This is a genomic window from Bacillus sp. FS02, assembly GCF_024398395.1.
GTDB lineage: Bacteria > Bacillota > Bacilli > Bacillales > Bacillaceae > Bacillus > Bacillus altitudinis.
The window spans coordinates 3,380,987-3,401,026 of record NZ_CP074101.1 but is presented as its reverse complement, the minus strand read 5'-3'; the positions used below and the strand labels follow the sequence as shown (position 1 = coordinate 3,401,026).

The following is a 20,040-nucleotide window of genomic DNA, read 5'->3' as shown; positions in this document are numbered from 1 at the left end:
AGTCCTCCTTTTCACACTTGTTCCATTAATTGATACATTGGTAAAAGAATAGATAAATACACAATGAGTATAAGAAATGCTGTTAAGCCATAGATGACAGGCTGCAGCCATGAAACCCATTTTTCAATTTTCAATTCTGCATTCTCTAAAAGAAATTGACTATATGTGTACATTTCTCTTGCTAGCATCCCACTTGCTTCCCCATGCTTAATGACAGCTGCAAAATGCCTTTCGAAAAAAGGAGACCGGCTTATTTGATGTTCCATACTCTCACCTTTTCTTAACTCTCCTATCATTTGTTCAGACATTTCTTGAAGGAAGGGTAAATAGGTCTGCTGTTTAAAAGCTTGCAAACTTTCGTAAATCGATAACCCAGCTTGGAGAAGTCCACTTAGCTGAAGAGAAAAAAGATACGTATGCATCAGCTGTACCCCTTTAAATACCACTGGCAGCCTGCTGATGACTTTCAATTTCTCAAGGGTCGATTTTTTCTTAAAAAAGAGCTCATAATATCCAAAAAGACAGATACATATACAACCGATCATGAGCAGCGAAGCGTGTAGGAATTGGAAGAGGCCAAACATCCCTTGAATGAGCCATGACATGCTTGTATTCATAGATGAATATAATAAAGTAAATTGAGGGACGATCATTTGCTGAACAATGATGAGCACAACAAAAACCGTAAACATAAGAAAAATCGGATATCGTAACATACGCTTGAATGTGTCTACCTGCATGGTTTTTTTCTCTAGAAAACGGGCGCTTTGTTCAAGAGCTCGCGCTAGGCTGCCATGTTTCTCTGAAAAACAAAGAATAGCGACGACTTCCCGCTGAAAATGAAGTCGCTCAAGTACAACGTAAAAAGGCTCCCCTTCAAGCAGCCACTGAATGCCTGGCGTTAATCGCTGCTGCTGTTTTTTTGATAACTGAATATTCACCATCGTTAGTGCATCAACCAATGTATATCCGGCTTGAATCAATTGAGCCAGTTTCGATAAGAATTCAGCTTGTTCTTTTTTAGACCAGGCTTTAGAGGCTCGCTTCTTCATAAACCCATCGATGATATGTGCTTTTTGATAAATAGCCGAGTGCCACTCCTTTCCGAATTAATCTTTGCAGTGTTTCGTATGACGAATGAGCGTATTCTCCTTTTGCCTCTTTGATACACTCACCAAGCTCCTTTCCGTAAAGCAATTCAAATACATTTGTTCGTCTGACTGGCCGATTTAGTTTGCAATAAAGCTCACACGTTTCGCCGCAAAATGGACATGCGAGTTCGATTAACCGCTGAGCAGCAATGGCAACCATTGTTTGTTCGAGTTCATTCATCGTCACTCCAAATTCCAGCATTCGATAAAGAGCTCCTTTTGCATTTTTTGCATGTAGTGTGCTCATGACTAAATGACCTGTCAAAGCTGCTCTAATAGCTGTTCTGGCTGTTTCCGCATCTCTTATTTCTCCAAGCACAATCATATCTGGATCATGTCTTAAAATAGCGCGTAAACCTGCCGCATAGGTGATACCAGCTTTTTCATTTACTTGAACCTGCAGCACTTCTTCATTTCTTGTTTCCACAGGATCTTCAAGGGTAATAATATTTCGATTAAAATGTTTTTTGGCAAACTGAATCAATGAATAAAGTGTTGTCGTTTTCCCTGAATTTGTTGGTCCAGTAAATAAAATGAGCCCATGCGAATGATTCAGAAACGATAATAATCTCGCTGAAGCCTTCGGGAACAGTGACAAATACTTTGTTTTCGGCACATGATCCTGCGGTAAAATCCGAATCACTAGACTTTCATCATTTACAGTCGGTAGTGTAGAGAGCCGAACAAACACTTGACCGCGTCTTAGCATCACAGCCAATGACCCATTTTGTGGTCTCCTTCTTTCACCAATATCCATAGAAGATAAAAATTTGAAATGAGCAATGAGCCGCTCTCCGCTCTTTTTGTCAATGATCCGCTGCTGAATGAGGTCAGCGTCTACACGAAAAGAGACTGAAGCTTCCTTTTCTCTCGGAACAATATGCACATCAGATGCTCTCATGCGGCATGCCTCTTCTAGCAGCTCTTGTCCCAAATATTCAATACCATACAAGTGGTTCACTCCTTTCAGTGACCCCATTGTATGATGGTAGAACGTACCTGACAAAAGCGTATTTTATGATTTTCATGACTGAAAAGATGTGAAAATGTTCAATTTGAGGTGTATTTCATCTATAAATAACAGAAGCGCACATCAAAAAACTTGACTTTCACAACAACGGGTTCCGTTCAGAGGAGAAAATAAAAAAGAAGTGCTATTGGCACCTCTTTTTATGATCATTTCATTTGGTTCTTTCATTATGGATGATCTGTTACAAGGAGGTGTCTCCAAATTTAATCCTCCTTAATAGGTTACTGATTTGAAGATAAAGAATATCCTTTCGTGTCTGATTTATGGATAAAAAAAAGAGACCAAATCTGTATGCGAATTGGTCATCTCATTCATATGCTCATTATCTTGTTTCTCCTTGTCAACGGACCCGTTACTTTTACTAGTAACATTTTTTGGTTCACGTTGCTTCTTGCTGTTCTTCAAAGATACGAAAGCCTCTTTTTTCTAAAGCTTTTGCAAGGCTGTGTTCAGTATTTACTTTTGAGAAATCAATGCCCAGTTTCACTACAGTTTGAGCGATTTCTGGGCGAATGCCTGATATAATCGTCTCAATTCCTAGCAACTTCGCACTATCAACCACTTTAAACAGCTGATAAGCAACCATCGTATCAACAACGGGAACGCCAGATATATCAATAAATAAATGGGTTAGACGCAGTCTAGATGCCTGTTCTAGCACTGATTCCAAAATGATTTTTGCCCTGTACGTATCAATTTCACCAATCAGCGGCAAAATACCGATCTCTTTTGAAACTGGAATAACAGGCGCACTAAGCTCTTGAATCATTTCTCTTTGTGCATTAAGCTGATTGATCGTCACGCGGTCATACTCTTCTGATAAACGCGCAATCATGTCATCAAACGTGGCGTGAAAATGCTGATTCCAATCGCACACATCTTTGAGTGTCACTTCAAGCTCTGTTTGTTGTGTAAAGGTCTCAATTCTGGAACAAAAAATGTGGCGGAACACCTTAAATTGTCCGATGATTTCATATAAAGGTACTTCATGAACAGCTCGATCGCGGGCAATATCAACTGACCACTTTTTTAGATGGTCTTCTACTTTATCTGATAGCGTGACTAACGTTGCTGCAATCGTTTGGATAAATGCTGTGTTTTGTTCTTTCAGCTTCTTTTCTGTCTCCTCTGAAGCATGTTTGGAATATAATGAGCCTTCTTCTGTTCTTGTTTTCAGCCATTCTTCGGTCATGACAGGGGCTTCTTTAAGAATAAATTCATATAATTGCTCAGATTTTTTATTTTTCATTTCTGTCGTTCGCTCCTTTTTCACTTACAACTAGTGACAACCAACTTTTTATGTATAAATGACCGCAGATGGTGAACAATAGCATTACACGTTTCATATTGGGCTATAGCCAAGTGGTAAGGCAATGGACTTTGACTCCGTGATCGTTGGTTCGAACCCAGCTAGCCCAGTTCAGCACAAAAACGAAGACGGCTGAAACATCATTCAGCTGATCTTCGTTTTTGATTAGGAAACCGATTGATGAATCGCTTTCTTTTTTGAAATTTTCATGAGTTCCCCTGGATTATAGCCGACCACTAATTTATTTCCATCAATGATGATGGGTCTCCGGAGCAGCTTTGGTTTTTCAATGAGAAGCTGAAGTACCTCATTCACTTTTAGATCATTAATATTTAAGTTTAAGCTTTTAAAAGCTTGGCTTCGAGTAGCTAAAATTTCATCCATTCCTTCTGTTGTTAAGGAAAGGATTTTTTTCAATTCGTCTAGAGTTGGCGTTTCTCTGAAAAGGTGACGCTCTTTAAAATCAATTTGATTCGCCTTTAACCAATGTTTTGTTTTGCGGCAAGACGTGCAGCTTGGGTATGAATAAAAAGTAATGTCACTCATTAGTCTTCCTCCTTAGGTCGTTAACCTTTTCTCTTATGGACTAAGTACCCTCATAAATTTAGGCATAAACACTTTTTCATCACTTTTTCAAAAAAATTTTTTCTAACGAAAGAATGAATGTTCACACGTTGTCAAAAATGTAAATGTTTACATAACAAGTGATCATCAGCTATAATATGAATCAAAGGGGTTTTTTAAGGGGAGGGAAAGAAATGAATCGCATGTTCCGCGTTCTTGGGTTTTGGACGGGTATTTTTGCTGTCATGTTCTATTTAGGACATATGAAAGATGCATCCTTGCTGTTCTTCGGTCAAACCGTTCTTTTTGTATTTTTATCCTACTTGAATTTATCCGAAAGAATGTATATTTACATTTTCGGAGCGTACTTGACGATTTTCTTTGCCGGATTTACATATTATTCGATTTTCATCATGGTTCCCGGTACCGGACATTAATAGAAAAAAGCATCTCTTTTGAAAGAGATGCTTTTTTCGTGCGTGCGATTATAAAGAAAACCCATTGATAAACGGATTTTGCTCCTGTTCTGTAAGCACAGTTGTTTCCTCGCCATGTCCACTTAACACAAGAGTTGATTCTGGCAATGACAACAATTTGTCATGTATCGATTGAAGTAGCACGTCTTGATTACCGCCCGTTAAATCAGTTCTCCCGATACCGCCTTGGAATAAAGTATCACCAGAAATCACAAATCCCTCTTCCGCTGAATAGTAAGACACACTGCCAGGTGAATGACCTGGTGTGTGGAACATTTCTAATGTAAACGATCCAATTTGAAGAGGTCCTTCTGACGTAATCAATTGTTCCGCTTCTTTGACCGTAATTCCGTTACCAATTAGTCGAGCTGAACCGTTTAGCTGAGCATTTGTCAGCCATTCTTTTTCCTTTTCATGGACATAAAGCGGAATTCCCCATTCTTGACGCACCTCATCTGCTGCACCAATATGATCAAAATGGGCATGTGTCAGTAAGACTGCAAGTGGTTTCAGCTGTTTTTCTTTCACATAAGAAATTAGCTTTTGCGCTTCGCCGCCTGGATCAAAAATTAAACATTCTCCCTGTTCATTTTTCCAAATATATGCGTTCGCTTGCACATAGCCTAGCGGCATTCTTCTCCAATTCATTTTCATCACCTACTACTTTTTTCATTCTTTTTTATTATGAAGGCTATTCAATAAAAATTCAAACAATCGTCAACTTGAATGTACTCGACAAGCTTTATGAAAACGGTTAAAATGAAAAGAAAGGAAATCAAGGGGATTGATGACAAAGGGGGACTTTCATATGATGCTCGTCATTATTTTTGGTCTAGTCACGATTTTAGCCGCTCTCGGCATCTATCGCTCACTCAAAAAAGTGAACGTACTGGCCATTGCTTTCGCTGGCGCCACATTTTTGGTTTTTGGATGGTTTACCGTCATGACCATCATCTATAGCGGTTATCCAACTGCACATTAAAAGCCTGCAATAAGCAGGCTTTTTCTATTGATTCAAATGTTTATTCACGCTTTCTAATTTGCTTGAAAGGGTGGTCGTTTGATCTCTTCTGTCATCTATGCGGATATTGGTTGCTACTCGGTGTAAACCCTTTTCAAATGGAGCCTCATGAATACGCTGAATGACCTCAAATAAAACGGATAGCTCCCCTTCAATTAAAGTATTCATTGGTGTGAGCTGATATTTGATTTTCCCTTCTTGTTGAAAGCCCTCTAACAGTCTTTGTACGTCTGCTACATATGCACTCACGCTTGGTGTCTCAGTGCCTATTGGAATGATGGTGACATCTGCTATCGCCATGGTTCTTGCTCCTTTCAATGACATCCTATTTCTTTCTCGTTATCATTGTAACCCATCGTGATTCAAAAATGCCATGATCATGTGGCGTTTAAGCTTGGTTTGTCCCGTTCTATCGTCAAATCTGCTCTCTCTACCTTCCCAATATTTGTGAAAAGGAGCAAGCATATACCTGAAATAGCCTCTATCAGTCCTCCTGCTGCAATGACATAACCTGAACCGAATAACGTCGCCATATAACCACCAATGAGAGCGCCTAACGGTATCATTAAATACGAGATCATGTTAATAATCGCATACACTTGCGGCTGATCCTCCGCTTTTACTGACAATTGAATCATCGTATGTTCAGGTACATTGACTGCACTGATGGCTGCACCTAAGGCAAATGCAGATATAAACACAAGTGGTAATAAAGCATTCATCCCTGTAATGAAAAATGCAATTCCATCAACGATCCCTGCCCCGATAAACAACAGACCGTATCGATTCACTTTCACCTTTGTTAAAATGAATCCCATCAAAAATGCACCTAATGCCGTGGTCACTTTGATGAATGAATATACTACTGGTCCACTATGTAAATCTTCTGTTAAATAAATAACCGACAATGCCTCCCACGGTGCCGCAGCAAAATTGGAGCAGACACAAAAAATGGCTAATGGAAACAAAATATGATGACTTTTCACAAGTGAAAATCCCCTTATTAATCGTTTTCCGTATGATAATCCTTTTTTTCCTTTATCCATGATCGCTTCCGTTTTATATGTAATCAGCAAAACCAGCAAAGCGGACATGAGGTAAAGAGGAATAATCACAAGCATTGTATATCCTACCCCTACAAATGCAATCATGACACCACAAATCGTCACAGTCACAAGCCTGACCACATGACTGGCTGATTGAATGGTTGCATTCGCCTTTTGTATCACATCTTCATGCACAAGCTTTGGAATAATAGACACCGAAGCTGGTTCATAGGAACCACCAGTCGCTGAATGCAGCAACATACCGCCAATGATGAGTGCTAAAGGAGAAAAATCATAAAAATAACTCACCACAATCACAAGTATAATCGCCGCCCGAGTTAAATCAGCAAAGCACATCCAAAATTTCAATTGATGCGGCTTCATCATTGGGGTAATAAACGGCCCAATAATGGCTTGAGGGACAAAACTAACGGCAATAAAAAATGCTGTTCCAATTGCTCCTTTTCCCCCTAGCACTAAAAGCCACAAAATGGTGTTAAAAGATAAACTATCAGCAGTAATTTTACACATTTTAGAAACAAATAGATAAGTAAAATTCCGTTTCCACAGGCTTTGAGCATTCAATCATCGACATCTCCCTAATTCATATCCTTTTTTTTACATCCACTCTTTCACAATAGCTTACAGGGATGCTCTCGTCAATCACATCAGCACGGTTTTTATTGACCATAAGAAATTGATTGGTTTGAACGTATTAAAAGATTGTTGACAAAGGGCGAAAATGAACTTGATTTTAGCCCTTTGTCTTCTTTTCAGCGTGATAAAAAACCTTTGCAGCCCTAGGAAGGACGAGTACTGGTGCGGAGCGAATTTCACCTTCGTGAGCACTGGCACGCAGGACTGACAAAGAATGCGAGGGTTTGTCTACACGCTGAAAGCACCAATTAGGTGCTTTTAATACTTACATGCTTCCCACAATAACCGCTTTGTTTTTTCATAGATCGAATCAAATTGACTCATAGAAAGCGGGTTCTTACCTCGCCCAAGTTCCACCGTATAGCCCTCACTTTTACATTGATAAATAAACCAATCTCGATAACCTGCATAGCTATCAAGATATTGAATCGCTTTGTAACCACTCACCCGTTCTAACCGTTCGACCGTCTCTTTTGAAATGGCCGGTTCGTGGCCAAGAAAACCCCAGTATATCTCTTCTCCTTGTGTATGAAGGGCAATTAGCCGGTCAAAGCGTTTTCGTAAGGCGAGATGTGCCATTGCTTTCGCTTCTGGTTCTGTTAACGGCTGATGCCCTGGGAAATCCCTATAAGACGGAGCTTTCGGCTTATTACGATAATATTCGATTTCCCAATAAGCAGGAAATTGATTGTTTAGATCAATTCCTCGAATATTCGCCTTCCATTCTCGATAATCGGAAAATCCACCATTTAGCGGCGCGAACTCCTCACCGCACAGCCCTAAAGATTCTGGACCATTGCGAACCAAATCAACACCGTCTGGATTTACCATCGGGACAATAGACAAAGCAGTAGTCTGCAATATACGAACCGCTTCATGATGTCTTGCTTGCACTGGGTCAGAGGCCGCTAAACAAAGTGATTTAAGCCATTTTAATAAAACAGAGGTCGTGATCCATTCATTTGCATGAAAAGAGGCATTAACATGTATGGAATGTAAATGTTGTACAGGCTCCGTACGGATTTCATAAATGGGCGTATCAAGCACTGATTGACCAATCACACTCATCTGAAGAAAAGGAAAAACAGCTTTTAAATATTGAAGCTCTCCTTCTAAGTGAGTGCTATCATATTCAAATGTTCCGCTGATCCAATCATCTGATTGCTGGAGCCGGTAAGGCGCAATGAAGCTTTTCACATCACCTACCGATTGAAATGAATGGGTCCCTTCTGGAAGTCTATACCCCGGTAAAAGGAGGTGCTCCGTATTTGACTGATTGGACAAATAGAAAGCTTCTTTCCCTATACCAAGCTGCTTTGCCACATCCTCCTTCCTTGCTTCACCCAGATGCCATTCAATTGTGCCAAACGACTTTTTCATTTACATCCCTCCCCTCTCACACTATATGAACCAGTAAGTAAAAAAAGAAAACCTCTGCATGTAAATAGCAGAGGTTTTCTTTTAAATTAAGACGCCTTTTTTAGCTCAGTGTCATCTTCTTTTTTAGATGGTGAATGGTCCGAGTTGTTTCGGTCATAAAATCTAAGGAGATCTCCATAGATAATTTGATCAGAGAATTGAAGCTCCTGCTTTGCCTTTTCTTCATAAGACTGACAACCAGACTCATCTTCTCTCGGCTCACCCGTTTCTTTGTTGTAGCACACACCAGCTGTGAAAACACTGTCCTTCGTAATAAAACTTCCATCTCGAAGCACTGTGAAGTCATTTGTATCTTTTGATAATAGGTCATGACCAAATTGAATTTGCTTACTTGTATCGATTCCTAGAAGGTTCATGACTGTTGGACGGATATCCACTTGGCCGCCAACTGTATCAATCTCTTTTGGATGTTTATCCGTGATACCAGGAATGTGTACAACAAATGGTACTTTTTGAAGCTGAACTTCTTCAAAAGGTGTAATGTCTTTGTTTAAGAATTGTCCCATTGCTTCGTTATGGTTTTCAGAAATCCCGTAGTGATCCCCATATAACACAAAAATGGAGTTATCGTATAACCCTGCTTCCTTCATTTTTTTAAAGAAAAGCTTGAGTGCCTCATCTTGATAACGCACTGTAGGGAAGTATTTGTTCAACGTTTTGCTCTTTGAGTCATATTCATCAATGAGCTTATCTTCTTCATCTAAGTCGAATGGAAAATGGTTCGTTAATGTAATCAATCTCGTATAGAACGGCTGCGGGATCGTTTTCATTAAATCCACTGACTGCTCAAAAAACGGACCATCTTTTAGTCCCCAGCCAACTGAATTTTCTTCATTTACATCGAATGATTTAATATCAAAAAATTTGTCGTAGCCAAAGCTGTCATAGATCAGGTCACGGTTCCAGAAACTTTTGTTATTCGCATGAATAACAGAAGAATGATAGCCTTCCTCTTTTAACAACTCAGGTGCGGCTTTGAACTCGTTGCTTGGATTTGTGAAAAATACAGCTCCTCTTCCAAGCGGATAGAGTGAATTATCAACAATAAACTCGGAGTCGGATGTTTTTCCTTGACCCGTTTGATGATAGAAATTACTGAAATTGTAGCTTTTCTTGATCAATTTGTTTAAGAACGGCGTGATCTCTTTCCCATTTAATTTTTCATTGATCACAAAGCTCTGGGTAGACTCAAGCGATACTAAAATGACATTTCGTCCTTTTGCTTGACCAAACGTCTTTTCATTACGGTCTGTTTGATTTGCGCTTACATAGTTTTCAATTTCCGTTAAGCTATTGCTGTCGGCAAGTGCTCGCTGAGCGGATTGCTTCGATTGCAGAACCCCATCATAAATATGGAAGTTATATAAGCTGATGTTTTTCACTAGCATCTCACGGTCAAATGAACGAGTTAACAGCTCTGGTCTTTCTGTTTCAGCCAGACCAAGGTTAAAGAAGAAAGTGGCTGCCACAAATAAATAATAAGCTGCACGTCCCTTACGTGAAATCATTACATCTGTTCTAAAGGAAGGCTGTTTTTTATAGAGCCAAATTAAAATGATGATATCAACAAACATCAGAAAATCAACTGGTTCAATTAAAGAGGTAATACTTGACCCGAGGTCACCCATATTGTTTGTTTGAAATAGGACGGGGATGGTTAGAAAATCACTGTAGAATCGATAAAATACAATGTTAGCTAACAAAATAAATGTCAGAACAAAACTCGTCACGATGATATATCGATTGCGATTTTTTTCTTTAAAGAATAAACCGATACCGAAGATAAACAAGAGAAAGCTAAGCGGATTAATAAACAGGATAAATTCCTGCATGAAATTTTCAATTTTGATATTAAAGCTAGATTTATAGATAACATAGGTTTTCACCCACATTAACAAAGTCGCAATCAGTAAAAATGACATCGCCTTTAATCTTTTCTTTCGCATTGTAACCTCCTTATGCTAAAAACGCACTCAGGTTAGGGACATCCCCAATTATTGGTGCTTCTTCAAAAATAACTAAAGTATATCTTATCCTGTCTATGCTGGAAAATCAATGTCTTTTTCCCCATGACAAACTTATGAATATGCTAAACATTCAATTTCATGCCTATCTATCGCTGATTTTAATAAAAATGACATCATTATGACATTTTTGTTCAAGACAGCCACTTGTTTTTTGCCATCCATGCACCGCCGATCACGCCTGCATCGTTTCCTAGTGAGGCAATCACCACTTCAACATCCTCAGCACATGGCGGGAAGGCATGATGTTTGACGACACGCTCTACTTTACTGCGAAGAAGCTCGCCCGCTTTAGATACACCGCCGCCAATGACGATTTTTGTTGGGTTTAAGGCACTGGCTAGATTCGCAAGGACCAGACCAAGATGGGTTGTTACTTCATCTACGACACGCATCCCAAGTTCGTCTCCGTTTTCTGCTGCCTCAAATACATCCTTTGCAGACAGCGAAGTAAGTGAGCCAAGTGATGATGTATGGCTCTTTGTTTGTAATGTATCCTTTGCGATTCGGACGATACCTGTAGCAGACGCAATGGTTTCAATACAGCCTGTTCTCCCGCAGTTACATGGTGCTCCTTGAAATGGAACGGCACAAATATGACCAATTTCTCCACCAGCACCTGTTTCGCCTTGAACCACTTCTCCATTGACAATAATACCGCCGCCAACCCCTGTGCCCAGTGTAACCATCAGGATGTTTTTGGCGCCATCACCTGCACCCTTCCACATTTCACCGAGTGCAGCAATGTTTGCATCATTTTCAATGACAGATGGAAGTCCTGTCTCTGCCTCTAAATGGTCTTTCAAGGGATAGTTTGTCCAGCCCAGATTCGTTGTTTTATAGACAATTCCGGATACTTTATCCACTGGTCCAGGTGCCCCATACCGATCCCAATTAGGGCTGATTTCGGCATGCTGATCTCAACTAGTTTATGGTCAATTGACTTGGCAATGTCGACTGTAATTGTCTGCCCAGATTTATCCGTAGGAATCTCCCACTTATGCTGAATTTCACCATAAAGATTAATAAACGCAAGCTTAATTGTCGTACCGCCAAGATCAACTCCTACAAACCAATCCCCTGTCATATGTCCTCCACCTTCACATTGTTTTTCGATTTAATTTGGCTAGTTCCATTTGAAGGATGGTCATTGCGTTTGACCATTCAGTTCGATCGATGATGCCCGATGTGTACATTTCCTTCAATTCATCTGCCATAAATTCTAATTCCACTTCACGATCTCCGAAATACACGTAATTTCCAAATCTCATGAGCAGCTGCTGTACATCATATAACGTTTTCATTATTTTCACCATTTCTCTAAATCAACAGATAGGATAAGCGTATTCATAAATACGCTTTCAGTCAAGTCATTCAACGTGTTTGAGTGTTTTCAATATATTGTTTCAACTTTAAAAATTGGTCATTTTGCGGATCTTGTTTTAATGCTTTTTTGATGAATTCGTCTGCTTCCGCTGTCTCGCCTTTTTCTACATACAACAACGATAAGTGATACAATTTATTCGGCTCATTTGGATCTTTTTCAAGCGACTTTTGCAAATACTCAATGGCCTTGTCAAGATGTCCAAGCTGCGCTTCGGAAAGCGCATATATATGAAGTGCTTCAGCTGAGGCATCCTTTTGCTTTACATATTCCTCTAGACGCTGACTTGCTTCGCTATAGTGCTTTTCATCAAATAAACTCGCTGCCTCGCTAGTTGCCGCCGCTTCTTTTTGATCGTCTGAATGAAACCCTGTATACAATCCAAAGCCGCCAATAAGGAGGAGAAGAAGACTAGCAAGAAGCATTTTGACAGGCTGAAACTGTTTAGGAAGACGGACCGCTAAAGCGGCTAAAAATCCCCCAGCGAGCCCCCAAGATGCCCTGCATTATCAATCCCTGATACAGTGAAACCTATCCCTAAGTTGATGAGGATAATCACGATAATATTTGTCCCCATCGTACGAAAGAAGAGCTTCCGGTTAGAAATCGCTAAATATAACAATGCGCCTAAACAGCCAAAGATCGCACCTGATGCTCCTGCTGCGATGGCTGTATTAAACACAAAGCTTGCTATGGAGCCAAAGATGCCGGAAATTAAATAAATGAGCAAAAATCTTCCTGAACCATAAATTCTCTCAACAGCCGCTCCAACGGACCAAAGAGCAAATGTATTAAAGAGTAAATGCGTCAAACCAATGTGTAAAAACATAGGTGTCACAAAACGCCACCATTCACCCTCTAAAATCAGCATATTATTTTTCGCACCAAATGCTGTTAAAGTGGCTGTATTGGTACTTCCACCAGATAATTCAAGTAAAAGAAACATCACCACTTGAACTGCGATTAACAAGTAGGTAAAAATCGGTCTGCCATTTTGAAAAACAGCCCGTTCTCGTTCACGCTGCTTTTCCTGATCTTGAAATGCCTGAAGCACGTTCATTTTAAGCTGCATCACATCTTCGGCTGTATCTGCTATCGCCTCTTCTACATCAATCGAAAGTGATGTATTCAGCCATTTTTGCAGCTCGTGTCCATCGTTTTGAAGGGTTTCTTCATTCAGTAAAACAGGTGTCACCGTCACCTTTTGCTGTTTTTGCGGTTGACCGTTTATGTCTTCCCAATCATCTACTGGATGATCAGCTGTAAATTGTAGCTGCAGGAGATGGAGAGAACGTTTACGCATGGCTTCTCTCAACTGATTCATCCGAAAGGCCTGCTCTTCCATATCTCGAACGATCTCCTGTCTAAAATTCACATCTCTTCTATAGAGACGGATGAGATCATATCCTGAGTTTCGTGGTGCTTCAAAAAAGATTTCATCTTCTGGGTACGGACTTTGAATCATCTCGTATCCTTTTTGTCTGAGTTCATCAATCACTCGCCAAAATAGACTATCTATGACATTCATTCATTCGCGCTCCATTTTTTACATTATTATAGCAAGAATTACTCTTATACGCATTTCTCAACAAAAAAATCCCGGCTTTTGCGGGATTAGAATGCTTGGCGAATAAATTTCGTCCGAAAATATGGGATTTTCATCAGCCATTTAATAAAAAAGTGACGCACTTGGTTTTGACCTAAGATCAAATTCATGAGCCGATAACGATTTTGCACAAGAACGAATGCAAACAGTGTGAACACAATGCTCCAAATCATTTTATTCATCATATTCCCTCCTATGTTCGTATCGTGGCTTAAATAGGATTTGTTTATGCATGAACCATCATTTTTATCGCTGACAATGGCCTCTTTTATTAGTCAGTTTTCACAGCCTAATCCCTTGTTCTTTTGATTGAATATAAAACTCTTCTCCATACTCTGTGTGAAGATAAGCTACATCAAATTGTTGAAGATCAATCAAATCCTTGAACGTATGAGGCAGCTTACCATTCCACTCTAACTCTTCGATCTTGTGCGGGAAGTTGTGATCGTTTGGATTTGGTGTATGGATATATACTGCGTCAAATGCAGGATCTTGTTCGTAAATACAAATCCATGTTTGATATGGCTTTTCAAAACCTTCAAGCAGCTTGAGTGTTCTATTGTACAAGGCGACATGAGCTTTAATATGCTCTCTTCTTATTTTCAAGCTATTTTTCCCAACACCCCAAAAATCAAGATGGGTATGAAAAAAATCGAACCAATAATCATGATCAAGTTGTAAGTCAAAAGTATTCACTTCGACCAACGCATCAAACCAAACAGTCTCAACACAAAAAAGCCCGTTCTTACGCATAAGCAGCGGACTTTTACTTTTGATAAAATGTGCCTTTCTCACTGACCATGATAGATACTGGTATGTCATGCGGTTCAGCTGGAAGATGGTCTACTTGCTGAACAGAGAGGCAAAGAGCAAGCGTGGTTCCATGATAATCAGCTAAATACCGGTCATAATAGCCGCCTCCGTAACCGATACGGTAGCCGCGCTGATCGAAGCACACCCCAGGAACAATGATCAAATCAATGGCTTCTTTATGTACAACTGTAGACTCAAGAGGGTCTGGCTCCAATAGTCCAAAGTAGCTGGATGTCATCTTTGTTTCAGGTGTATATTCATAAAACACCATCTCTTTTGTTTTCGGAAAACAGGTGGGAATACAAACTGTTTTTCCTTCTTCCCACGCTTTTTCAATCAGAGGCATTGTCGGTATTTCTTTTCCCCTAGACATAGTCAAAGCAATCGTTTTCGCCTGTTTCCATTCTGACAGCTGCAGCACGTGTTCATGAAGTAGAGAAGCGTGGCGATTGAACTCTTCAGCGCTTATCTGATCAAGCATGGCCAATGTTTGAAGGCGGAGCTCCTTTTTCATACAGGTTCATCTCCCATCATAAAAAAACAGCAGGAAAATTCCCTGCTGCTTACTTTGTTTCACGATGTAAAGTTTGTTTTTTATCACGTGAGCAATACTTTTTGAATTCAACGCGATCTGGATTGTTTCGCTTATTCTTTTTAGTAATATAGTTACGCTCACCGCATTCAGTGCAAGCTAGAGTAATATTTACGCGCATGTTTTTCCCTCCAAACTAAAATCAATTCACATTCAGACCTAACTATAATACCACTTCTAGCTAAGGAATGCTAGAATGTTTTTTCACCAATTTCATTTTTCAATGCATTCCACCCGCATCCTGATCCATATTGTCTGGTCATGTGATGAAAAATCGCCTTCTCCCCTATAAAAACACGTTCTTTGTCGTACTGTATACATGAGAACCCCTTCTTTGTTCCACAGCTTTTTTTCATCTGATCCGTCTTCTTTTATTTTAACAGCGGGCAAGGTTTTCATACTTGGTTTCCCTATAAAAAGAAAAATGATGAAAAAAAGGTGATTTTTTCAGCAATTCCTTTTGAAACTAGCTTTTTTATGGTATAAAAAAGAAGGGTCGAAAACTGTCTGAAACAATCATGAGAGCCTTTTTTGGCTTTCAGCATTAAAATATGAATAAAAGGTGATGAAACATGGAAATTGCAATTATCGGATTGCTTGTTGTCAGTATTGTACTGATCGCATTCTCATATTTTCAAAGAGAGCCGATTAAAGAAGTCGAACAGGAACTTGAAACACTTCAACTATCTGCAATGCAAGAAATCTATAAACTGAAAAAGAAAATGAAGGTTCTTGAAGAAGAATTGCTTGAAACAAACATCGTTGTCCGCAAGCATTCAGAAATTGATCCATCTATTGCAAGACAAATCATTTCAAAGCACCAAAATGGCATGTCTCCTGAGGCCATTGCGCGCGCTGAGCATGTATCTGTAGAAGATGTGAACATGATCATTAAAGACAACGAGAGGGTGCTTGTATGACGAAAAAAAGCATCCAAACGTTTGCAGCAGGTATGATTCTTGCAACTGGTGTTCTGGCGATCGTCTTTTTCCTTACTGGAAAAGATGAAGCGGCAGCTGATTCTACAACAAAAGAAACCCTCGCAGCGAAAGTGACAGACACTGACGTGAAAAATTACTTAGACTCTAAAAAAGAAGTCTCCGTCAGCCGTGAAACATATCAACAACTTCTTGATTATAAAGAAAAAGCGCTGAAAGCAAGTGAAGACGGCGATTCTCAGAACGATAAACAAACAACGGACAAGCCAAAAGGCAAAACGGTTAAATTCGTGATTAAAAACGGTATGAGCACAAGTGATGTTTCAGACATGCTTGAAAAGGACGGAATCATCAACTCGTCTAAAGATTTTAATGATTACGTGATAGACGCAGGCTACCATAAAGAAATTCGTGCCGGCAAATTCAATTTAAAAACAGGTATGACATTCAAACAAATTGTCAAAGCCTTAACAAAATAACATCAAAAACCCCCTGGCGGCATTGACCTCCAGGGGTTTTTGATTATCCAAATCGTCCTGATATATAATCATTTGTTCTTTGATCATTTGGCTCTGAAAACATCACATTCGTATCATTGACCTCAACAAGCTCGCCCATCAAGAAGAACGCTGTTCGGTCGGATACCCTTGCCGCTTGCTGCATATTATGCGTCACAATGGCAATCGTATATTTTTCTTTCAGTTTCATGATTAATTCTTCAATCTTTAATGTTGAAACGGGATCAAGCGCAGATGTTGGTTCATCCATTAATAGAATATCTGGGCTTGTGGCAATGGCTCTTGCGATACAAAGACGCTGCTGCTGACCGCCGGAAAGACCTAATGCAGGCGCACTTAATCGATCTTTCACTTCATCCCAAAGGGCAACATCACGAAGCGCTTTTTCAGCGATTTCTTTCAATTGCTGCTTGCTCTTCACTCCGTGAATTCTTGGTCCATAGACGACATTATCAAAAATAGATTGAGGGAATGGGTTTCCTTTTTGAAAGACCATCCCGACGTTTTTACGCAGTTCCACTAGATCGACACGGCCTTTTAAAATATTGTCACCGTTATACATCATATCCCCGGTGATTTTAACACCTGGCACTGTTTTGACCATGAGATTTAAGGTCTTTATAAATGTTGACTTTCCGCAGCCGGACGGGCCGATAATCGCTGTGACCTCATGCTCTTTAATGTCTAAATCAATATGCTTCAGTGCGTGATGCTGTCCGTACCAAAGGTTCATATCATTCACACGAAACACTTCTTTTTTGGCTGTTTTAGTTGCTACTGCATTCATCAAAATCCACCCGCCTTATCCGAATCGACCATTAATATAGTCTTCTGTTTTTTGCTGCGCAGGACGTGTAAAGATACGTTCAGTCGCATCGTATTCCACTAGATCACCGTTCAGGAAAAAGGCTGTATGATCAGATACACGTAACGCTTGTTGCATATTGTGTGTGACAATGACAATCGAATAATCATGTTTCAATTCCGATAATAGCTCTTCAATTTTTGCATTTGAGATCGGGTCTAAGGCAGAAGCCGGTTCATCTAATAAAAGCACGCTAGGTTTCATCGCAAGGGTACGTGCAATACAGAGACGCTGCTGCTGGCCACCTGATAATGATAAGGCAGAGCGGTGCAAACGATCTTTGACCTCATCCCATAGCGCTGCCTTTGTTAAGCTTTCTTCTACCGCATCATCAAGCACTGATTTTCTTTTTTCACCCGCATATTTTAGCGCATGCGTAATGTTGTTGTAGATAGATTTAGGAAATGGATTTGGCTTTTGGAAGACCATCCCGATTTCTCTTCTTAAATTCACCACATTAATACGGTCATCCAAAATATTTAACCCTTCGTACATGATCGCCCCTTCACTTCGTGCACCTGGAATTAGGTCGTTCATGCGGTTAATACTGCGTAAAAAAGTCGATTTTCCGCACCCTGATGGGCCGATTAATGCAGTGATTGCATTTTTTTCAATTTCAAATGAAATTTGATTGACCGCTCTTTTTTCACCATAATAAATACTTAAATCCTGCACCTGTAGAATCTGTTCCGCTTGAAGTGGAGCCTTTTTTGCTGCAATCTCTTTTTTTTCTGCTAGCATTTGAACCATATCCCCTTCACACCTCTCACTATTTATTTTGACGTAAGCTTCTTATGAATAAATGAACCAAGCCATCTAGCTGCTAAGTTGAATACTAATACAGAGAGCACAAGTACGGCTGATGCACCATTTGCAATGGCCTCTGCATCTGGAATAATCCCCTGTGTATTGACGTTCCATATATGAACGGCTAATGTTTCTGCCGGTCTAAAAATATTCAGTGGTGACGTATCGGAGAAAGGACTCCAGTTTGTAAAATCAAGACGCGGTGTTGAAAGACCTGCTGTGAAAAGAAGAGCAGCCGCCTCACCGAAAACTCTTCCCGATGCTAAAATCGCTCCTGTAATAATGGATGGAATCGCACCTGGGATCAGAACCGTCTTCACTGTATGCCACTTTGTCACACCGAGCGCAAGCGATGCTTCCTTTTGATCCTTCGGTACAGATCGAAGTGCATCTTCTGTCACCCTGACCATCACTGGCAGATTAAAGACAGTCAGCGCAAGGGCTCCTCCGATGATCGTATAGCCCCATCCTGTTAAATTAACAAACATCAGCAAACCAAACATACCGATGACGATCGATGGCAGAGACGATAACACTTCAATACATGTACGAATAAAATCAGTCACTTTGTTTTGAGGTGCATATTCTGCCATGTACACCCCACCGCCCACGCCAAGAGGCACAGTAAACAGCATCGTAATAAATAGAATGTAAAACGAGTTAAACAGCTGATCCCTGATACCGCCGCCAGAGCCAATCGCACTTGAGCGGGTAGTCAAAAAGTCAAAATTTAATTCTTTGGCACCGTTGAAGATGATATAAGAAAACAAGCCAACAAGTATCGCCGTAATAATGACGGCACATAATCCAAAAACGATTGTGGCAAAACGATCGGTCATTTTGCTATTCATTAAATCTTCCTCCTAGATGACAAGTATCTGATAATGAGTATGAACATAAATGATACAACTAGAAGGACAAGTCCCATTGACCAAAGTGTATTGTTTTCAACACTTCCATACGTTGTATGTCCCATGTTTAACGTAATAATGGTAGTTAATGTACCAGCTGTGTCCATAATACTTTCTGGTAGATTACGCGTGTTTCCAATGACCATCTGAACGGCAAGGGCTTCTCCAAATGCTCTTGCCATTCCAAGCACGACCGCTGTCATTAATGTCGGAAGCGCTGCCGGTACAAGAACACGTCTGATCGTTTGCCATCTTGTTGCGCCTAATGCATACGATCCCTCACGTAAACTTTTTGGAAGTGAAGCCATTGCATCAGTTGCAATGGATGTAACAGTCGGCAGAATCATAATAGACAGGACAATCGTTCCTGCTAAAACACTGTGCCCTGAACCGCTTAACTTGAAGTGTCCAATAAACGGCACCAATACTGTAAGACCTATGAATCCGTAAACAACGGATGGAATCCCTACAAGCAGTTCAATCACTGGCTGGAGAATTTTTCGTCCCCATGCAGGTGCAATTTCTGTCATAAAGATCGCTCCTGCGATGCCTAGCGGTGCTGCTATGAGTGCTGATAGAAGCGTGACAGCGATTGATCCAAAGATAAACGGAAATGCGCCGTATTGCGGATTTTCTGCTGTAGGGTTCCAATTGATACTGGTTAAGAACTCAATTGGGCTTACACCATTTACGATGAAAGATTGTAAACCCTTAATACCAAGGAAGATTGTGATGGCAATTGATACAGCAATCATTAAGAATGCGCAAAACTTCACCAAAATACTTCCTCTTACTTCATCCATTTGCCTATTTTTTTTCGAGCTGATCAGTCGATCGCTCGCTTCTGTATGTTCTATCTGTTTCATCTTTTTCTACACTCCTATGAAT

22 protein-coding genes, 1 tRNA gene and 2 pseudogenes are annotated in these 20,040 nt (G+C 40.2%); 5 read left to right on the top strand and 20 right to left on the bottom strand.

The genetic code is table 11. From position 1 onward, the window contains the following. Positions 1 to 11 precede the first annotated feature (11 nt). From comGB to KFQ09_RS17440, 3 genes are all read right to left on the bottom strand, one after another. On the bottom strand, positions 12 to 1,052 hold the full coding sequence (gene comGB, locus KFQ09_RS17450) for a competence type IV pilus assembly protein ComGB (protein ID WP_255835847.1): 1,041 nt from the start codon (positions 1,050 to 1,052) through the stop codon (positions 12 to 14). Continuing rightward, entirely contained in the window at positions 1,033 to 2,103 is a 1,071-nt protein-coding gene (gene comGA, locus KFQ09_RS17445; RefSeq protein ID WP_017357987.1) for a competence type IV pilus ATPase ComGA, read from the bottom strand. Before comGA ends, comGB begins: the two co-directional genes overlap by 20 nt. Before the next feature lie 457 nt (positions 2,104 to 2,560). Continuing rightward, on the bottom strand, positions 2,561 to 3,430 hold the full coding sequence (locus KFQ09_RS17440) for an STAS domain-containing protein (protein WP_017367596.1): 870 nt from the start codon (positions 3,428 to 3,430) through the stop codon (positions 2,561 to 2,563). Positions 3,431 to 3,529: 99 nt separating this feature from the next. On the opposite strand from KFQ09_RS17440, the gene KFQ09_RS17435 reads away from it, so the two are divergent. Next, positions 3,530 to 3,600 (top strand) — tRNA-Gln (locus KFQ09_RS17435). A gap of 55 nt (positions 3,601 to 3,655) precedes the next feature. Here the strand turns inward: KFQ09_RS17435 and KFQ09_RS17430 are convergent. Next, positions 3,656 to 4,036, bottom strand: a complete 381-nt coding sequence (locus KFQ09_RS17430; protein WP_007501232.1) for a Spx/MgsR family RNA polymerase-binding regulatory protein — start codon at positions 4,034 to 4,036, stop codon at positions 3,656 to 3,658. Between the two features lie 212 nt (positions 4,037 to 4,248). Here KFQ09_RS17430 and KFQ09_RS17425 point away from each other — a divergent pair, with 212 nt between their 5' ends. Continuing rightward, the gene (locus tag KFQ09_RS17425) at positions 4,249 to 4,491 is read left to right on the top strand and encodes a DUF2626 domain-containing protein (protein ID WP_003217440.1); all 243 of its coding nucleotides are present in this window, start codon (positions 4,249 to 4,251) and stop codon (positions 4,489 to 4,491) included. Between the two features lie 48 nt (positions 4,492 to 4,539). Here the strand turns inward: KFQ09_RS17425 and KFQ09_RS17420 are convergent, their stop codons facing one another. Beyond that, a complete protein-coding gene (locus KFQ09_RS17420) occupies positions 4,540 to 5,178 on the bottom strand; it encodes an MBL fold metallo-hydrolase (protein ID WP_017357989.1) in 639 nt (212 codons plus the stop codon). 160 nt (positions 5,179 to 5,338) lie between these two features. On the opposite strand from KFQ09_RS17420, the gene KFQ09_RS17415 reads away from it, so the two are divergent. Beyond that, positions 5,339 to 5,512, top strand: a complete 174-nt coding sequence (locus KFQ09_RS17415; RefSeq protein ID WP_003217333.1) for a DUF2759 domain-containing protein — start codon at positions 5,339 to 5,341, stop codon at positions 5,510 to 5,512. Between the two features lie 24 nt (positions 5,513 to 5,536). On the opposite strand, the gene KFQ09_RS17410 is transcribed toward KFQ09_RS17415, so the two are convergent. From KFQ09_RS17410 to rpmG, 11 genes and pseudogenes are all read right to left on the bottom strand, one after another. Next, on the bottom strand, positions 5,537 to 5,851 hold the full coding sequence (locus KFQ09_RS17410; RefSeq protein WP_017367597.1) for an MTH1187 family thiamine-binding protein: 315 nt from the start codon (positions 5,849 to 5,851) through the stop codon (positions 5,537 to 5,539). Positions 5,852 to 5,928: 77 nt separating this feature from the next. Then, entirely contained in the window at positions 5,929 to 7,182 is a 1,254-nt protein-coding gene (locus KFQ09_RS17405) for an MFS transporter (RefSeq protein WP_255835846.1), read from the bottom strand. Positions 7,183 to 7,512: 330 nt separating this feature from the next. Continuing rightward, complete coding sequence (locus KFQ09_RS17400; protein ID WP_017367599.1) at positions 7,513 to 8,634, bottom strand: M14 family metallopeptidase; 1,122 nt, start codon at positions 8,632 to 8,634, stop codon at positions 7,513 to 7,515. 86 nt (positions 8,635 to 8,720) lie between these two features. Continuing rightward, positions 8,721 to 10,640, bottom strand: a complete 1,920-nt coding sequence (locus KFQ09_RS17395; RefSeq protein WP_017367600.1) for an LTA synthase family protein — start codon at positions 10,638 to 10,640, stop codon at positions 8,721 to 8,723. A gap of 212 nt (positions 10,641 to 10,852) precedes the next feature. Then, positions 10,853 to 11,805 (bottom strand): annotated as a pseudogene (locus tag KFQ09_RS17390) (ROK family glucokinase). Positions 11,806 to 11,818: 13 nt separating this feature from the next. Next, positions 11,819 to 12,022 carry a YqgQ family protein gene (locus KFQ09_RS17385; RefSeq protein ID WP_008342322.1) on the bottom strand — a complete coding sequence of 68 codons (204 nt, stop codon included), beginning with the start codon at positions 12,020 to 12,022 and terminating at the stop codon, positions 11,819 to 11,821. Between the two features lie 70 nt (positions 12,023 to 12,092). Then, positions 12,093 to 13,630, bottom strand: a pseudogene (locus KFQ09_RS17375) (rhomboid family intramembrane serine protease). 86 nt (positions 13,631 to 13,716) lie between these two features. Beyond that, positions 13,717 to 13,890 (bottom strand): hypothetical protein, encoded by a 174-nt coding sequence (locus KFQ09_RS17370; RefSeq protein ID WP_017367602.1) that lies wholly within the window; start codon positions 13,888 to 13,890, stop codon positions 13,717 to 13,719. A 100-nt stretch (positions 13,891 to 13,990) separates the two neighbouring features. Continuing rightward, entirely contained in the window at positions 13,991 to 14,314 is a 324-nt protein-coding gene (locus tag KFQ09_RS17365; RefSeq protein WP_234909092.1) for a hypothetical protein, read from the bottom strand. A 160-nt stretch (positions 14,315 to 14,474) separates the two neighbouring features. After that, on the bottom strand, positions 14,475 to 15,035 hold the full coding sequence (locus tag KFQ09_RS17360) for a 5-formyltetrahydrofolate cyclo-ligase (protein WP_136944809.1): 561 nt from the start codon (positions 15,033 to 15,035) through the stop codon (positions 14,475 to 14,477). A gap of 49 nt (positions 15,036 to 15,084) precedes the next feature. Continuing rightward, on the bottom strand, positions 15,085 to 15,234 hold the full coding sequence (gene rpmG / locus KFQ09_RS17355; protein ID WP_008360061.1) for a 50S ribosomal protein L33: 150 nt from the start codon (positions 15,232 to 15,234) through the stop codon (positions 15,085 to 15,087). A gap of 451 nt (positions 15,235 to 15,685) precedes the next feature. Between rpmG and KFQ09_RS17350 the strand changes: the two genes are divergently transcribed. After that, positions 15,686 to 16,033 (top strand): hypothetical protein, encoded by a 348-nt coding sequence (locus KFQ09_RS17350; RefSeq protein WP_003217285.1) that lies wholly within the window; start codon positions 15,686 to 15,688, stop codon positions 16,031 to 16,033. After that, positions 16,030 to 16,530, top strand: a complete 501-nt coding sequence (locus KFQ09_RS17345) for an endolytic transglycosylase MltG (protein ID WP_007501254.1) — start codon at positions 16,030 to 16,032, stop codon at positions 16,528 to 16,530. The genes KFQ09_RS17350 and KFQ09_RS17345 overlap by 4 nt, the downstream gene beginning before the upstream one ends. Before the next feature lie 43 nt (positions 16,531 to 16,573). On the opposite strand, the gene pstB (KFQ09_RS17340) is transcribed toward KFQ09_RS17345, so the two are convergent. Genes pstB (KFQ09_RS17340) through pstC form a run of 4 tightly spaced genes read right to left on the bottom strand, consistent with a single transcriptional unit; the run spans position 16,574 to position 20,018 of the window. After that, positions 16,574 to 17,356, bottom strand: coding sequence for a phosphate ABC transporter ATP-binding protein PstB (pstB, locus tag KFQ09_RS17340; protein ID WP_025207631.1), 783 nt, complete (start codon positions 17,354 to 17,356; stop codon positions 16,574 to 16,576). Between the two features lie 15 nt (positions 17,357 to 17,371). Continuing rightward, the gene (gene pstB, locus KFQ09_RS17335; RefSeq protein ID WP_007501258.1) at positions 17,372 to 18,184 is read right to left on the bottom strand and encodes a phosphate ABC transporter ATP-binding protein PstB; all 813 of its coding nucleotides are present in this window, start codon (positions 18,182 to 18,184) and stop codon (positions 17,372 to 17,374) included. A 23-nt stretch (positions 18,185 to 18,207) separates the two neighbouring features. Continuing rightward, positions 18,208 to 19,092, bottom strand: a complete 885-nt coding sequence (pstA, locus tag KFQ09_RS17330; protein ID WP_035390827.1) for a phosphate ABC transporter permease PstA — start codon at positions 19,090 to 19,092, stop codon at positions 18,208 to 18,210. Continuing rightward, positions 19,092 to 20,018, bottom strand: coding sequence for a phosphate ABC transporter permease subunit PstC (gene pstC / locus KFQ09_RS17325; RefSeq protein WP_017367608.1), 927 nt, complete (start codon positions 20,016 to 20,018; stop codon positions 19,092 to 19,094). The genes pstA and pstC overlap by 1 nt, the downstream gene beginning before the upstream one ends. Positions 20,019 to 20,040 lie beyond the last annotated feature (22 nt).

Bases quoted from the DNA above. Each gene is read 5' to 3' on its own strand.
- comGB (WP_255835847.1), bottom strand. From the start codon at position 1,052: ATGAAGAAGCGAGCCTCTAAAGCCTGGTCTAAAAAAGAACAAGCTGAA.
- KFQ09_RS17440 (WP_017367596.1), bottom strand. From the start codon at position 3,430: ATGAAAAATAAAAAATCTGAGCAATTATATGAATTTATTCTTAAAGAA.
- KFQ09_RS17430 (WP_007501232.1), bottom strand. From the start codon at position 4,036: ATGAGTGACATTACTTTTTATTCATACCCAAGCTGCACGTCTTGCCGC.
- KFQ09_RS17425 (WP_003217440.1), top strand. From the start codon at position 4,249: ATGAATCGCATGTTCCGCGTTCTTGGGTTTTGGACGGGTATTTTTGCT.
- KFQ09_RS17420 (WP_017357989.1), bottom strand. From the start codon at position 5,178: ATGAATTGGAGAAGAATGCCGCTAGGCTATGTGCAAGCGAACGCATAT.
- KFQ09_RS17415 (WP_003217333.1), top strand. From the start codon at position 5,339: ATGATGCTCGTCATTATTTTTGGTCTAGTCACGATTTTAGCCGCTCTC.
- KFQ09_RS17410 (WP_017367597.1), bottom strand. From the start codon at position 5,851: ATGGCGATAGCAGATGTCACCATCATTCCAATAGGCACTGAGACACCA.
- KFQ09_RS17400 (WP_017367599.1), bottom strand. From the start codon at position 8,634: ATGAAAAAGTCGTTTGGCACAATTGAATGGCATCTGGGTGAAGCAAGG.
- KFQ09_RS17395 (WP_017367600.1), bottom strand. From the start codon at position 10,640: ATGCGAAAGAAAAGATTAAAGGCGATGTCATTTTTACTGATTGCGACT.
- KFQ09_RS17385 (WP_008342322.1), bottom strand. From the start codon at position 12,022: ATGAAAACGTTATATGATGTACAGCAGCTGCTCATGAGATTTGGAAAT.
- KFQ09_RS17370 (WP_017367602.1), bottom strand. From the start codon at position 13,890: ATGAATAAAATGATTTGGAGCATTGTGTTCACACTGTTTGCATTCGTT.
- KFQ09_RS17360 (WP_136944809.1), bottom strand. From the start codon at position 15,035: ATGAAAAAGGAGCTCCGCCTTCAAACATTGGCCATGCTTGATCAGATA.
- rpmG (WP_008360061.1), bottom strand. From the start codon at position 15,234: ATGCGCGTAAATATTACTCTAGCTTGCACTGAATGCGGTGAGCGTAAC.
- KFQ09_RS17350 (WP_003217285.1), top strand. From the start codon at position 15,686: ATGGAAATTGCAATTATCGGATTGCTTGTTGTCAGTATTGTACTGATC.
- KFQ09_RS17345 (WP_007501254.1), top strand. From the start codon at position 16,030: ATGACGAAAAAAAGCATCCAAACGTTTGCAGCAGGTATGATTCTTGCA.
- pstB (WP_025207631.1), bottom strand. From the start codon at position 17,356: ATGAATGCAGTAGCAACTAAAACAGCCAAAAAAGAAGTGTTTCGTGTG.
- pstB (WP_007501258.1), bottom strand. From the start codon at position 18,184: ATGGTTCAAATGCTAGCAGAAAAAAAAGAGATTGCAGCAAAAAAGGCT.
- pstA (WP_035390827.1), bottom strand. From the start codon at position 19,092: ATGAATAGCAAAATGACCGATCGTTTTGCCACAATCGTTTTTGGATTA.
- pstC (WP_017367608.1), bottom strand. From the start codon at position 20,018: ATGAAACAGATAGAACATACAGAAGCGAGCGATCGACTGATCAGCTCG.